The 13,101-nt window shown below is 71.3% G+C and carries 12 protein-coding genes and 1 pseudogene; 12 read left to right on the forward strand and 1 reads right to left on the reverse strand.

Translation table 11 applies throughout. The features are described from left to right. Window positions 1–60: 60 nt before the first annotated feature. The 12 genes and pseudogenes from MNOD_RS09685 to MNOD_RS42815 form a co-directional block, all read left to right on the forward strand. Window positions 61–2,268 carry a hypothetical protein gene (locus MNOD_RS09685; protein ID WP_015928684.1) on the forward strand — a complete coding sequence of 736 codons (2,208 nt, stop codon included), beginning with the start codon at window positions 61–63 and terminating at the stop codon, window positions 2,266–2,268. Beyond that, complete coding sequence (locus MNOD_RS09690) at window positions 2,268–2,903, forward strand: DUF2460 domain-containing protein (RefSeq protein ID WP_015928685.1); 636 nt, start codon at window positions 2,268–2,270, stop codon at window positions 2,901–2,903. Before MNOD_RS09685 ends, MNOD_RS09690 begins: the two co-directional genes overlap by 1 nt. Then, on the forward strand, window positions 2,900–3,784 hold the full coding sequence (locus MNOD_RS09695; protein ID WP_015928686.1) for a DUF2163 domain-containing protein: 885 nt from the start codon (window positions 2,900–2,902) through the stop codon (window positions 3,782–3,784). Before MNOD_RS09690 ends, MNOD_RS09695 begins: the two co-directional genes overlap by 4 nt. After that, on the forward strand, window positions 3,765–4,217 hold the full coding sequence (locus MNOD_RS09700) for an NlpC/P60 family protein (RefSeq protein WP_015928687.1): 453 nt from the start codon (window positions 3,765–3,767) through the stop codon (window positions 4,215–4,217). The genes MNOD_RS09695 and MNOD_RS09700 overlap by 20 nt, the downstream gene beginning before the upstream one ends. Continuing rightward, window positions 4,214–8,116, forward strand: coding sequence for a baseplate multidomain protein megatron (locus MNOD_RS09705; RefSeq protein ID WP_015928688.1), 3,903 nt, complete (start codon window positions 4,214–4,216; stop codon window positions 8,114–8,116). Before MNOD_RS09700 ends, MNOD_RS09705 begins: the two co-directional genes overlap by 4 nt. Then, window positions 8,109–9,776, forward strand: a complete 1,668-nt coding sequence (locus MNOD_RS42805; protein ID WP_015928689.1) for a DUF2793 domain-containing protein — start codon at window positions 8,109–8,111, stop codon at window positions 9,774–9,776. Before MNOD_RS09705 ends, MNOD_RS42805 begins: the two co-directional genes overlap by 8 nt. 31 nt (window positions 9,777–9,807) lie before the next feature. After that, a complete protein-coding gene (locus tag MNOD_RS09715; protein WP_015928690.1) occupies window positions 9,808–10,449 on the forward strand; it encodes a glycoside hydrolase family 108 protein in 642 nt (213 codons plus the stop codon). Window positions 10,450–10,611: 162 nt separating this feature from the next. Further along, window positions 10,612–10,905, forward strand: coding sequence for a hypothetical protein (locus MNOD_RS48870; protein WP_043750779.1), 294 nt, complete (start codon window positions 10,612–10,614; stop codon window positions 10,903–10,905). Window positions 10,906–10,941: 36 nt separating this feature from the next. Further along, entirely contained in the window at window positions 10,942–11,175 is a 234-nt protein-coding gene (locus MNOD_RS48875) for a hypothetical protein (RefSeq protein WP_043748409.1), read from the forward strand. A gap of 25 nt (window positions 11,176–11,200) precedes the next feature. Beyond that, window positions 11,201–11,761, forward strand: coding sequence for a hypothetical protein (locus tag MNOD_RS47960; protein ID WP_015928691.1), 561 nt, complete (start codon window positions 11,201–11,203; stop codon window positions 11,759–11,761). Next, window positions 11,736–12,134: a hypothetical protein gene (locus tag MNOD_RS09735; protein ID WP_015928692.1), complete on the forward strand. Its 399-nt coding sequence runs from the start codon at window positions 11,736–11,738 to the stop codon at window positions 12,132–12,134. Before MNOD_RS47960 ends, MNOD_RS09735 begins: the two co-directional genes overlap by 26 nt. Before the next feature lie 18 nt (window positions 12,135–12,152). After that, a pseudogene (locus tag MNOD_RS42815) lies at window positions 12,153–12,371 on the forward strand (transposase); the annotation flags it as partial. Between the two features lie 12 nt (window positions 12,372–12,383). Here MNOD_RS42815 and MNOD_RS09740 read toward each other — a convergent pair. After that, a complete protein-coding gene (locus MNOD_RS09740; RefSeq protein WP_015928694.1) occupies window positions 12,384–13,091 on the reverse strand; it encodes a TetR/AcrR family transcriptional regulator in 708 nt (235 codons plus the stop codon). Window positions 13,092–13,101: the final 10 nt, after the last annotated feature.

Consider the following 13,101-nt stretch of genomic DNA (forward strand, 5'->3'; position numbering starts at 1 on the left):
CGCTGGTTCGACGGTCGATGAAGCGAAAGTCAGTCGGCAAGACCAGAAAACGGCAGTCGCATGGCTGAGCCTCTTGTCATTCAGTTTGCGGCGGACACGTCACGCGCCCAGAGCGCGATGGCGAGTTTGGCCTCGTCGATCGCCGGCAACATGGCAAGCGTCGCGGTCTCCATGTCCGGCGCCGCGGCGAACTCGAACTCGCTGGGTCGCACGCTCGATGCGGTTCAGCGGAATGCCCAGCGCGCGGCTGGCGCCGTCGGCACGGACCTCAGGACCATCGCGACCGCGACAGCGACTGCCGCGACGGCCGAGAAGGCGACCCTTGAGGGCATCGTGCGGGCCTTCACCGCATCGGCCGCGGCATCGCAGACGGCCCAGGCGACGGTGCAGGCGGGCTTGGCCGGCACGACGTCGTCCATCGCCCTCATCGCGGCCCAGATCCCGACACTTCAGACCCTGTTTCGTGCCTTCATCGCCTTCGAGATCGCCAAGCTCGTCTTCGAGGGCGTGGCAAGCTCGATTGATCAGGCGCGCCAGCATGTCGAGGAATTCGTCAAGATCGGGCGCGATGCGGAGCGTGTCGGCGTCGGCGCCGAGTTCTTCCAGCGCGCCACGCTGAGCGCGGAGAAGTACGGCCTGACCGTCGATCAGGTCACTCAGGCGCTGAGGCACGCCCGGGAGGCCGCAGAGATCAGGATCGGTGAGGGCAAGGACGCCAGCAACACCTCGTCGTTCAGCAACCGTCTTGAGCAGAACGTGCGCGCCGGAAACCTCACCGCGGCCGACAAGGCGCTGTTCGACAACGCGGCGAGCCAGGAAGCCAAGATCCGCGTCGTGCTGGATCTCATTGACAAGCTGCGCGCGGAGGCGCGGGATCCGGCCGCGTTCGACCTGGCCGGCAAGTTCTTCGGGGCCGACTTCGAGCGGCGGTTGCGCGACGGGATCGACCTGACCGGCAAGCTGCGGGAGGCGATCACCTCCACCTCCACGACCGTCGCCGGCATCCGCATCGTCGGCGAGGACGAGATCGAGAGAGCCAATCAGCTCGACGCCAAGGCGAAGGACATCGCCAACACCTTCGCGACGGCGCTTGCCCCGATCCAGCGTGACATCTCGAATGCCGTCCTCGACACCTATCAGGCATTCCTAAATGTCGAGGCCGTAATTGCTCGCGTTGTGACGATTGCGGTTGATCTGTACAAGCAGATATCTGCGGTCGTCGGTGAGATTAAGGGCTTCGTCAACTCAATTCCTTACATCGGCAAGGTGCTGACCGCAGGCAACGTGCTCACCGCGGCTCAGGAGGCCTTGCGCGCTGTCGGCGCCCTCCCGCCGGAGGAGCAGGGGCCGCCCGCCCCGGTGACCGTCAGGGTGAGCCCGCGAGGCGGAGCCAACGCGAACCCTCTCCCGTCTCTTCATTCCAGGGGTGGTGGATCGAGCTCCGAAAGCCTCGATGCCGTCGAGACCCTGATCAACCAGCTCGAGAAGGCGCGCGATACCGCGAAGGCCGAGCTGGACAACGTCACCCAGACGAACATCGAGCGCGAGAAGGCGGTGGCGCTCGCGAAGGCCGAGGCGGCGGCACGCGAGGACGTGAAGCGGCGCAAGCGGGATTCGGCCGATCTGACCGAAGACGAGCGCACGCGCGTGCTTGCCGCTGCTGAGGCCATGCAGCGCTACAAGGACGCTGCGACGGATGCCCAGCAGGCGTTGCGCCAGACGGCGGACGCAGCTCGCTACTTCGGAGACGCGGCGGCCAACGGCTTCGCCGATGCGGTGCTGGAGGGCAAGAACCTGGGCGATGTCCTGAGCAGCCTGATCAAGCAATTCGAGCGGTCGGCGCTGCAGGCGCTCTTCACCGGTCAGGGGCCGCTCGCCGGGTTCTTTGGCACTGCGCCGGCCGCGAGCGCCGGCAGCAGTGCGGTCGGTGGCCTCGCCGGGTGGGCCACGCAGGAGGTGAAGGCGAGCGGCTTCGGTGACTTCGTCAGCAGCTTCTTCCGGGCGAATGGCGGCCCGGTGCAGGCCGGGCGCGCCTACACGGTGGGCGAGCTCGGGCGCGAGCTGTTCGTGCCGAACCAGGACGGGCGGGTGATCCCGATCGCGCGGGGCGCCGGCCCGCCGGCCGCGGCCGATGGCGCGAGCCGCGCGCGGCCGATCCAGGTCAGCATGGTGGTGCAGACGCCCGACGCGCCGAGCTTCGCACGCTCCGAGGCCCAGATCACCGCCGCCCTCTACCGGGCGGTGCAGCGGGGCATGCGGTCGGGCTGATGGCCGCGCCCTTCCACGAGGTGCGCTTTCCCTTGAGCCTCTCCTACGGCTCGCGCGGCGGGCCCGAGCGGCGCACCGAGATCGTCACGCTGGGCTCGGGCGACGAGGAGCGCAACAGCCTCTGGCGCCACTCCCGCCGCTCCTACAATGCCGGCCCGGCGCTGCGCCGGGCCGAGGACATCGCCCTGCTGCTGGCCTTCTTCGAGGAGCGCCGCGGGCCGCTCTACGGCTTCCGCTGGCGCGACACCTTCGACCATGCCTCCTGTGCGCTTGGCCAGCAGCCGGCCCCCACCGACCAGCCGCTCGGCACCGGCGACGGCAGCACCACGGTGTTCCCGCTCGCCAAGACCTATGGCGGCGCCTTCGCTCCCTATCTCCGCCCCATCCTCAAGCCGGTCGCCGGCTCCGTGCGCATCGCAGTCGCCGGCACCGAGCTCGCCCCCACCGGCTTCTCCGTCGATCCCACCACCGGGCGCGTCACCCTGGCCGCGGCGCCGGCGCCGGGTGCTGCCGTCACCGCCGGCTTCCTGTTCGATGTGCCGGTGCGCTTCGCCAGCGACCGCCTCGAGATCGACCACCAGGCCGTGCTGGCCGGCGTGGTCGCCGACATTCCGGTGATCGAGCTGCGCCGATGAAGACGCTCCCGCCCGGCCTCGCGGCCAGCCTCGCCAGCGGCGTCACCACCCTGTGCCGCTGCTGGATCCTCACCCGCAGCGACGGCCAGCGCCTCGGCTTCACGGATCACGACGAGGACGTGACCTGTGACGGCGTGCTCTGCTCGGCCGAGAGCGGCGCCACCGGCAGCGCCCTCGAGCAGAGCGCGGGGCTCGCCGTCGACAGCCTGGAGATCATGGGCGCGCTGAGCAGCGGGCGCCTGGCCGAGGCCGAGCTCGCCCGCGGCCTCTACGACGGTGCCGCCGTCGCGGTGTGGTGGCTGGACTGGGCCGCCCCGGCCCATGCGGTGCTCATCCTGTCCGGCACCATCGGCGAGGTCTCGCGCGGCTGCACCGGCTTCACCGCCGAGGTGCGCGGGCTCGCCGATCGGCTGGCTCAGCCCTGCGGCCGGCTCTACCAGCGCTCCTGCGATGCCCTGTTCGGCGATCCCCGCTGCGGGATCGACGCCACATCGGCCACCTATCAGGGCAGCGGCCGCGTCACCGCCGTGCGCTCCGCCCGCGCGCTCGTCGCCGCGGGCCTCGAGGCCTACCGCACCGACTGGTTCACCGCCGGCCACCTGGTCTGGGCCTCCGGCGCCAATGCCGGGGCAGTCGTCGAGGTGCGCGCCCACCTGCGTTCCGGAGCGAGCGCCTTGCTCGAGCTGTGGGAGCCGATGCCGGCCCCGATGGCGGCCGGCGACAGCTTCACGCTCACGGCCGGCTGCGACAAGTCCTTCACGAGTTGCCGGGCCAAGTTCGGCAATGGCGTCCACTTCCGCGGCTTCCCGGATCTGCCGGGCAACGACTACGCGGTGTCGGCCAGCCCGGCGGGAGCGCAGAATGACGGCGGACGCCTCTGATCGCACCCGCGCGCGGGTCGTTGCGCTCGCCCGGACGTGGCTCGCCACCCCCTACCATCATCAGGCCGCGCTCAAGGGGGTGGGCTGCGACTGCCTCGGCCTGCTGCGCGGCGTCTATGCCGAGCTGTACGGCTGCGCGCCCGAAGCGCCGCCGCCCTACAGCGCGAGCTGGGCCGAGGATCACGGCAGCGAGACGCTGCGCGAGGCGGCCCGCCGCCACCTTGAGGAAATCCCGATCCCGCAGGCGGAAGCCGGTGACGTGCTGCTGTTCCGCTGGCGCGACGGGCTGCCGGCCAAGCACTGCGCCATCCTCTCCGGCCCCAGCCGGATGATCCACGCCTATGACGGCCATGCCGTCCTGGAGAGCGGGATCCCGCCGGCCTGGAGCCGGCGCATCGCGCATGCCTTCCGCTTTCCGGAGATCGCCCGATGAGCACGCTGGTGCTGTCCTATGCCGGCAAGGCGGTCGGCACCGCGCTCGGCGGGCCGCTCGGCGGCGTCCTCGGCGGGATCGCCGGGGCCGCCCTCGGCGGGGTGGCCGATCGCGCCCTGTTCGGCGCGCGGCCCAAGCCGCAGATCGCCAGCGGGCCGCGCCTGTCCGAGCTCTACGTCACCGCGTCCAGCGAGGGCGCGGCGATCGCCCGCGTCTACGGCCGCACCCGCGTCGCCGGCCAGATCATCTGGGCCACCAGGCTCAAGGAGACCCAGGCCGTCGAGACGGTGAAGACCCGCGGCGGCAAGGGGATGCCGCAGCCGAAGACCTACAACGTGACGTACAGCTACAGCGTCAGCATGGCGGTGGCCTTCTGCGAGGGGCCGATCCAGGCCCTCGGCGAGGTCTACGCGGACGGCAAGCCGATCCGGCTCGCCGACTACCAGGCCCGGCTCTATCTCGGCACGGAGGATCAGCTGCCGGATCCCAAGATCGAGGCGATCGAGGGCGCGGCCCCGGCCTACCGGGGCGTGGCTTATCTCGTGTTCGAGGATCTGCCGTTGGCCGCCTTCGGCAACCGCGTCCCGGTGATCACCGCCGAGATCATCCGCCGCCCGCCCGCCGCCAGTGCACGGCCCGCGCTGGAGGAGCTGATCACCGCCGTGACCCTGATCCCGGGCATGGGCGAGTTCGTCTATGCCACCGCCCCGGTGACGGCGCGCGAGTTCGGCGCCATTGCCGGGCAGAACACCGTCTCGGGCGGGGTCGATCTGCTGAAGGCGCTCGATCAGCTCCAGGCCGAGGCGCCGCGCTGCCGGCACGTCGCGCTGGTGGTGGCGTGGCACGGCACCGACCTGCGGCTTGCCGCCTGCCGGATCCTGCCGAAGGTCGAGACGGCCGCCAAGAGCACGGATGTGCCCTGGCGGGCCGGCGGCCTGTCGCGGGCGCAAGCGTCGGTGGTGAGCCGGGACGCGGACGGCGCCCCGCTGCTCGGCGGGGCGCCCTCGGATCTTGCGGTGGTGCAGGCGATCGGCGAGCTGAAGCGGCGGGGCTTGTCGGTCACGCTCTACCCGTTCGTGATGATGGACATCGCTCCCGGCAATGGCCTGCCCGACCCGTATGGCGGGCCCGAGCAGGCGGCGTTTCCCTGGCGCGGGCGCCTCAGCTGCGATCCGGCGATCGGCCGCCCGGGCAGCCCGGACAAGACCGCGGCGGCCGCCGCGCAGGTGGCGGCCTTCTTCGGCACGGTGAGGCCGGCCGATCTGGCCTGGACCGGCGCGACCGTCAGCTGCGCCAAGGCCGAGTGGAGCTTCCGCCGCTTCATCCTGCACTGCGCCCGTCTGGCCGAGGCAGCGGGCGGGGTCGACAGCTTCCTGATCGGCTCGGAGATGGTCGGGCTGACCTCCGTGCGCTCGGACCCCGCCACCTTTCCGGCCGTGGCGCAGCTCAAGTCCCTGGCGGCCGACGCCCGCGCCATCCTCGGCGCCGGGGCTGCAATCGGCTACGGCGCCGACTGGAGCGAGTACGCCAATTATCGCCCGGCCGACGGCACCGGCGACGTCTACTTCCACCTCGATCCGCTCTGGGCGGACAGCAACATCGACTTCATCGGCATCGACAACTACATGCCGCTCTCAGACTGGCGCGACGGCTTCGATCATCTGGACGCGCAGGATCACAAGGCGATCTACGATCCGGAGTATCTGACGCAGAACATCGCCGGGGGCGAGCTGTTCGACTGGTACTATCCGACGCTCGCCGACCGCGACGCGCAGAACCGGGTGCCGATCACCGACAGCGCCCATGCCGAGCCGTGGGTGTTCCGGATCAAGGATCTGCGCGCCTGGTGGCTCAACCCGCACCACGACCGGCCCGGCGGCGTCCGGCAGGAAGCCGCCACCGCCTGGCGGCCCCAGTCCAAGCCGATCCGCTTCACCGAGGTGGGCTGCCCGGCCGTCGACAAGGGCGCCAACCAGCCCAACGTCTTCGTCGATCCGAAATCCTCCGAGAGCTTCCTGCCCCATTACTCCTCCGGCCGGCAGGACCTGATGATGCAGCGCGCCTACCTCGAGGCGACGCTGCGCCACTGGCAGAGCCCGGACGGCAACCCGGTCTCGACGGTCTACGGCGGCCGCATGGTCGATCCGCAGCGGCTGTTCGTGTGGACCTGGGATGCGCGGCCCTTCCCCGAGTTCCCGCGCCAGGTTTCGGTCTGGAGCGACAGCCCGAACTACAGCCTCGGGCATTGGCTCACCGGCCGGCTCAACCTCGGCCTGCTGCCCGACGTCGTCGCCGATCTCTGCGCCGGCAGCGGCGCGCCGGTCGACGTGTCGGCGCTGCACGGCCTCGTGCACGGCTACACCGTGGCCGAGGTGCAGGCCCCGCGCGACAGCCTGGCGCCCTTGCGCACCGCCTACTTCTTCGATGGGGTCGAGAGCGGCGGCGCCATCCACTTCCGGCCGCTCGCGCAGGCTCCGGTGGCCCACTTCACCGAAGCCGATCTGGTCGCCTCCGGCGCCGGGCCGGATTACCGGCGCACCCGCACGGACGAGACCGCGCTGCCGGCCGCGGTGGCGCTGAGCTACCTCGATCCGGCCCGCGCCTACCAGAGCGCGGCCGTCGAGGCGCGCCGCGCCGCCGGCCGCTCGGCCGCGGTGTCGCGGACCGCGCTGCCGCTGTGCCTGGAGGAGGGCGCCGCCCGCGGCTTGGCCCAGGCGCTGCTCTATCAGGCGGTGGTGGAGCGCGAGGCGGTCGGCGCGGTGCTGCCGCCCTCGGCCCTGGCCCTGGAGGCGGGCGACGTCGTCAGCCTGACGCTGGCCGGCAGCCGCACCGACTACCGCCTGACGCGGCTGGGCCTGGAGGCGGGCCGGCCGGTGAGCGCGGTGCGGGCGGACAGCGGCGTCTATGCCTACCGGGACGGCAGTGCCAGCGGGCGGGCGCCGGCCCCGCCGGCGACGATCGGGGTCGGGCTGTTCCAGGCCCTGGACCTGCCGCTGCTGCGCGCGGACGCGGTGGCGCATGCGCCGTACTTCGCCGGCTACACCGCGCCGTGGTCGCCGATCGCGGTGCTGCGGGCGCTCGGCGGCGGGCCGTTCGCGGCGGATGCGGTGGTGGCCGCCCGCTCGATCATCGGCCAGCTCACGGCCCCGCTCTCCAGCGGCCCCACCCAGCGCTGGGACCGGGTCTCGGCGCTCGACGTGCAGGTGCCGGCCGGGGCCGAGCTCACCTCCGCGCCGGAGATGGAGGTGCTCAACGGCGCCAACGCGGCGGCCCTGCTCACCCCCTCGGGCGAGTGGGAGATCCTGCAATGGGCCACCGCCACCCTGCTGGGGCCGGGCCGCTGTCGGCTGACCACCTTGCTGCGCGGGCAGCGCGGGACGGAGTTCGCCCTGGGCGACCCGACCCCGGCCGGGGCGCCGTTCGTGGTGCTCTCGGAGGCCCTGGTGCAGTCGGGCATGCCCCTGGCCAGCCGGGCCCTGCCGCAGGTCTTCCGCTGGGGGCCGGCGGCACTGCCGCCGGAGGATGCGAGCTATGCGGGCGCCACCCTGACCATCGCGGGGGCGGGCCTGCGCCCCTACGCCCCGGTGCAGGCCCGGCTGCGGCGCCAGGCGAGCGGCGACCTCGTGCTGAGCTGGATCCGCCGCACCCGGCTCAACGGCGATGCCTGGGAGCAGACCGAGGTGCCGCTCGCCGAGGAGACCGAGGCCTATGCGGTCGAGATTCGCGACGGGATGACGGTGCTCCGCACGGTCCAGACCGACACGCCGCGCCTGACCTACACGGCGGCCGAGCAGGCGGCGGACTTCGGCGGGCCGGTGCTGCGCCTGTCCATCGCCATCCACCAGCTCTCCGCAACCTACGGCCGCGGCGCGGCCCTGAGGACGACGCTCCATGTCTGACGCAACGCCGCTGCTCGCGCTGCCGCTCCTGCAGGCGGCGCAGGCGCAGAAACACGTGACGCACAACGAGGCACTGCTCGGCCTCGACACGCTGGTGCAGCTCGCCGTCCTCGACAAGGACCGGCTCGAACCCCCGGCAAGCCCGGCCGAGGGCGACCGCTACCTGATCGCCGGAGCGAGCCCGAGCGGCGCGTGGACGGGATGGGCGGGGCGCATCGTCCGGTTTCAGGACGGCGCGTGGCGATCCTTCGTTCCGCGGCCCGGGTGGTTCGCCTGGGTCACCGATGAGGCGGACCTTTACACCTACACGGGCGGTGCGTGGGTCGGGTTCCGGGCCACGCTCACGGCGCTGCAGAACCTCGCCCGCCTCGGGATCGGCACCACGGCGGATGCCGCCAATCCGTTCGCGGCCAAGCTCAACGCGGCGCTGTGGACCGCGCTCGCCCGCGCCGAGGGCGGCACGGGCGACCTGCGCTACACCCTCAACAAGGACGCGCCCGCCAACACGCTCTCGCTGCTGTTCCAATCCGGCTGGTCCGGCCGGGCCGAGATCGGGCTGACCGGCGACGACGACCTGCACCTGAAGGTCTCGGCCGACGGCAGCGCCTGGATCGAGGCGCTGCGGATCGACCGCAGCACCGGCGGGCTCGTCGCCGGCCCGCTCGCGGCGGGCGCGCTGACGTACGGCAAGGCGAGCCGGCTCCCCGCCGCGACGAACCTCGACACGCTCACGACCGCGGGCTTCTACGACGGCGCGCAGCTCGTCAACGCGCCCACGGCCGAGTGGTGGTACATCGAGGTCCAGACCCACTCGAACAGCAGCCTCTACGCCCTGCAGCGGGCGACGCGGCTGAACGACGCCGCCGCGCGGGAGACCTGGCAGCGCGTCCGGGTCGCCGGCCGCTGGAGCAGCTGGGATCGCCTCTGGACCTCGGCCAGCTTCGATCCGACCACCAAGATGGACAAGGCGGGCGGCAGCTTCACGGCGGGCATCACCGTCCCCGGCGCCGTGGCCGTCAGCGGCCTTGCGGGCGAGGTGGCGTGGGCGGACCGCTGGAGCGGCGCCGCGCGCTGGGTGGTGTACGCGGCCGGCGGCCCGCTGCGGGTCTACCGGGACGACACCGGCGACCTGTTCTGGTTCACCGAGGCCGGGTTCCATCCGTCTGCCGACAACGCCAAAGCCAGCGGGCTCGCCCCGAACCGGTGGAGCACCGTCTACGCCGCGACCGGCTCGATCAACACCTCGGATGCCCGCGAGAAGACCGGGGTCGCGCCGCTGACCGAGGCGGAGATCGGCTGGGCGCAGGATCTGGCCCGGGAGATCGGGTCGTTCCGGTTCCTCTCCGCGGTTGCCGAGAAGGGCGCGGAGGGGGCGCGGCACCACATCGGCCTGACGGTGCAGCGGGCGATCGCGCTGGGGCAGGCGCGCGGCCTCGACCCGTTCCGCTACGCCTTCATCTGCTACGACAAGTGGGACGCCGAGCCCGAGGTCTCCGAGCCGATCCTCGGCGAGGATGGGGAGCCGAGCGGCGAGACGCGGGTGCTGTCGCCCGCCCGGCCGGCCGGCGACCGCTACGGCTTCCGGCCGGATCAGCTCGCGCTGTTCATCGCCCGCGGCCAGGAGGCCCGCCTCGCCGCGCTCGAAGCCGGCCTGGGCTGACCGCACCCGTTCCCCACATCGGAGATCCCCCATGGCCGCGTCGTCCTACGACCGGGCGCTGAAGCTCGTCCTGGCGCACGAGGGAGGGTATGTCGATCACCCCGACGATCCCGGCGGCCCGACCAATCTCGGCGTGACCCTCGGCACGCTCTCGGCAGTGCTCGGGCGGCCCGCCACCCGCGCCGACGTTCGGGCGCTCACGCTCGCCAAGGTCGCCCCGATCTACCGCACCCGCTACTGGGACGCGGTGCGCGGCGACGACCTGCCGGCCGGCCTCGACTATGCCGTGTTCGATTTCGCGGTGAACAGCGGGCCGGCGCGGGCGGCCATCGCGCTGCAGCGCCTGGTCGGCGTGGCGGATGACGGGGTGATCGGAGCGGTGACCCTGGCGGCGGTCGCGCGGACGGATCAGCGGTGGCTCATCAACGCGCTGTGCGACCGCCGCCTGGCCTTCCTGCGCTCGTTGAAGGGCTGGCCCACCTTCGGGAAGGGCTGGACCACGCGGGTGGCCGGCGTCTGGACGGAAGCGCTCGCCCTGGTCACAGCACCGGTCGTCGTGGCCGCGACCGCCGGGGTGCGGCCTGCAGGCGGTGCGCCGCCGAAGGCGAGCACGGTGCGGACCGGCGGCCTGCTGCGGGCGCTCAAGCGCCTGTGGCGCGGCAAGGCCGCCTGATCGAACTACCGCAAAATCCGCGGCAGTTCACCACCGCCTTAAGCCGTTGATTTCGCTACGTTACGGGAATTCCCGTTTCGATCTCGTCACCACCCGAGCCGGCCGGGCCCGCCGCGCGCACGCCCCCTCTCAGAAACAGGAGAGGGGTGGAGACCTCCTCACATGGATTGGCTTCAACTCGCCGGGCAGCTCGCGCAGGTCGGGCTGCCCTCTCTCGGCACGCTCCTCGGCACCACGCTGGGCGGGCCGCTCGGCGGCGGCATCGGCGCGGCCGCCGGTAAGACGGCAGCAGCCGCCATCGGCGCGGCCCTCGACGTGCCGGCCACCCCGCAGGCAATCAGCCAGGCGGTGCAGGCCGATCCCTCCGGCGCGCAGATCAAGCTCGCCGAGATCGAGGCCGCCGCGAAGCTGCAGCTCGCTGAGCTGGGCGACCTCGCCAACGCCCGCCAGATGTAGCTCGGGCTGGCGCAGGCCAGTCACTGGACCGCTTCCATGCCGGCGATCGTCACGCTGGCGATCCTCACCGCCTGGGCGCTGCTGACCAGCGCGCTCTACTTCATCCAGGGCGAGATCCCCGAGCGCGTCTACCAGCTCTTGAGCCAAGCCTATGGCGCAGCCAACCTCGCGCTGGGCACCGCCATCGCCTTCTGGCTCGGCTCCTCGCGCTCCAGCCAGCAGAAGGATGCCCAGATCAGCGCCATCCTGCCGAGCGTCGTGAAGCGCTGATGCAACCGGCAGCCCGGAGGCGGCCATGCGGATCTCCAAAGGACGCTGCTGGCTGGCTTACCTTGCGCCTTGGCCCAACCAAGCCATGATCCAGTACGATCCCGATCCGGCCATCAACGAGCGCATCCGCAGAGCTGTCCGCTACGGCCAGACCCGCTGGGCCGAGGTCTGGCTCTCCCTGATCATGGTCACGCTCGGGCTGGTGCTGCTCCTCCCCGAGCCCACCTTCGTCGGCCCGCAATGGCGCGTGATCGCGTCCTGCGTGACCGAGCGCACGGCCGGGACGATCTCCGTCTCGGTGGGCGGGGCCCGCCTCCTCGCCCTCTGGATCAATGGCCGCCGCGGCCGGGAGACCTCGCTGATCCGGACCCTCGGGTGCATGTCCGGCTTCGCCTTCTGGCTCGCGACCGCGGCCGGCTTTGCCGCAGCCTACCCGCCGCTCTCCATCGGCATCGCGGTCTACGGTGTCCTCGCCCTGGCCGAGCTTCATTCGTCGGGGCGGGCCGCCTCCGACATGGCGGCCGAGGACACCTTCGGCCTGCGCAAGAGGAGGCGGGCTGGTGGCCGACCCGGGCGTCTCCTTTGACAGCTGGCCGGCGATCGTCGTCGGCATCACGGCTGCGGTGGCGGGCGCTCTCGTCCCGCTGAACGGTTTCATCAAGACCCTGCTCGACTACCGGCTGGAGGCGAAAAAGGCCGAAGCGCTCCAGGCCGAAACTGCGCGGGACGTCGCCGCGGCGGGGCCAGCCGTGTTCGATGCGATCGCTGTGGCCGATCTGACGGACGCGGTGAAGGAACTGGCGGCCGCCATCCGGGCCGACACGGCCTTGGGCGCGGCCCGGCATGACAGTCAGCTGATCTCCGTCCTGTCCCGCCTCACGGAGCGGATCGAGGAATGGGAGGAGGCGAGCGGCCGCGGGATACACCGCGGCTCCCGCCGAGACCAGCATCCCCGCTGACCGACGGAGCCCGCGGCTCGCGAGGCCATCTGGACGACCGGTGCGCGGCCGGCGATCCCGACCAAGCGCAATGAGGCGCCGGGGGCGTGTCCGGACTGGATCGACACCAACCGCACCATCGTTGAGCGCCTGTGGGCGCGTCTCAAGGAGTGGCATGCGGTGGCCACCCGCGACGAGAAAACAGCCGTCAGCTTCACCGGCGTCCTCTGCCTCGCCGCTACCCGCGACTGGATCAAGGGACGACAGGCCCTAGTCTTTGACCGAATTTTTCACGCAGTCTACAAAGATCGGCGGCGAACCTCGTAGAAACGCGCCGACATCATCAGATATGATTTGAGAAACATTGCTAGGGATCGGCCAGCCATAGACGAATTTACGGATCGCCAGGTAGAAAATCTTCCCGTGCAAAGCCCACACTGCTTCGGTTTCGCGCTCGGTCAACGGCACGATCTCAGGGGCAGGCAAGCCGAGTTCCGCTCGCATCTCCGTGCAGATGGGGTGGATCACCCGGTCGCGGACGATGCCGAGATAGCGGGGGGCGATGTCGTAACCCTTAAGTCCCGAAAACACGAAGATCCGCACCCATACGTAGTCGAAGATCTTCTCGGCGTACTCTCCGTAGAAGCGCAGGATCCGCGCCTCAAGCGGCTGCGACCGGTCCTGCACGATTCCGCCCCAAGCCGGGTTCCAACGCTGGACATAGACATGCTCATAGACCCGATCGAGCAGTGCCTCCTTGGTGGGAAAGTATCGGAAGATCGCCGAATGCGTGATGCCGATTTCACGGGCAAGCTCGCGCGTCTGCCCGGCAAGTCCGTGCTCAGCGAAGAACTGCGCTGCGGCCTCGACGATCTGTTGCTCGCGCTGCGCAGCCGGCAGGCGTCGCCGGACAGCTTGCTTGGACTTCTCCGAAACTGTCGTGAGCGGTTCCTGGGCGGCGACACCGGGGAGATCCATGCTTCGTGAC

Origin of the sequence: Methylobacterium nodulans ORS 2060, from assembly GCF_000022085.1 — a bacterium.
GTDB classification, from domain to species: domain Bacteria; phylum Pseudomonadota; class Alphaproteobacteria; order Rhizobiales; family Beijerinckiaceae; genus Methylobacterium; species Methylobacterium nodulans.

What these genes read in the sequence shown, in the direction of transcription:
- MNOD_RS09685 (WP_015928684.1), top strand. Translation starts at nt 61, where the DNA reads ATGGCTGAGCCTCTTGTCATTCAGTTTGCGGCGGACACGTCACGCGCC.
- MNOD_RS09690 (WP_015928685.1), top strand. Translation starts at nt 2,268, where the DNA reads ATGGCCGCGCCCTTCCACGAGGTGCGCTTTCCCTTGAGCCTCTCCTAC.
- MNOD_RS09695 (WP_015928686.1), top strand. Translation starts at nt 2,900, where the DNA reads ATGAAGACGCTCCCGCCCGGCCTCGCGGCCAGCCTCGCCAGCGGCGTC.
- MNOD_RS09700 (WP_015928687.1), top strand. Translation starts at nt 3,765, where the DNA reads ATGACGGCGGACGCCTCTGATCGCACCCGCGCGCGGGTCGTTGCGCTC.
- MNOD_RS09705 (WP_015928688.1), top strand. Translation starts at nt 4,214, where the DNA reads ATGAGCACGCTGGTGCTGTCCTATGCCGGCAAGGCGGTCGGCACCGCG.
- MNOD_RS42805 (WP_015928689.1), top strand. Translation starts at nt 8,109, where the DNA reads ATGTCTGACGCAACGCCGCTGCTCGCGCTGCCGCTCCTGCAGGCGGCG.
- MNOD_RS09715 (WP_015928690.1), top strand. Translation starts at nt 9,808, where the DNA reads ATGGCCGCGTCGTCCTACGACCGGGCGCTGAAGCTCGTCCTGGCGCAC.
- MNOD_RS48870 (WP_043750779.1), top strand. Translation starts at nt 10,612, where the DNA reads ATGGATTGGCTTCAACTCGCCGGGCAGCTCGCGCAGGTCGGGCTGCCC.
- MNOD_RS48875 (WP_043748409.1), top strand. Translation starts at nt 10,942, where the DNA reads ATGCCGGCGATCGTCACGCTGGCGATCCTCACCGCCTGGGCGCTGCTG.
- MNOD_RS47960 (WP_015928691.1), top strand. Translation starts at nt 11,201, where the DNA reads ATGCGGATCTCCAAAGGACGCTGCTGGCTGGCTTACCTTGCGCCTTGG.
- MNOD_RS09740 (WP_015928694.1), bottom strand. Translation starts at nt 13,091, where the DNA reads ATGGATCTCCCCGGTGTCGCCGCCCAGGAACCGCTCACGACAGTTTCG.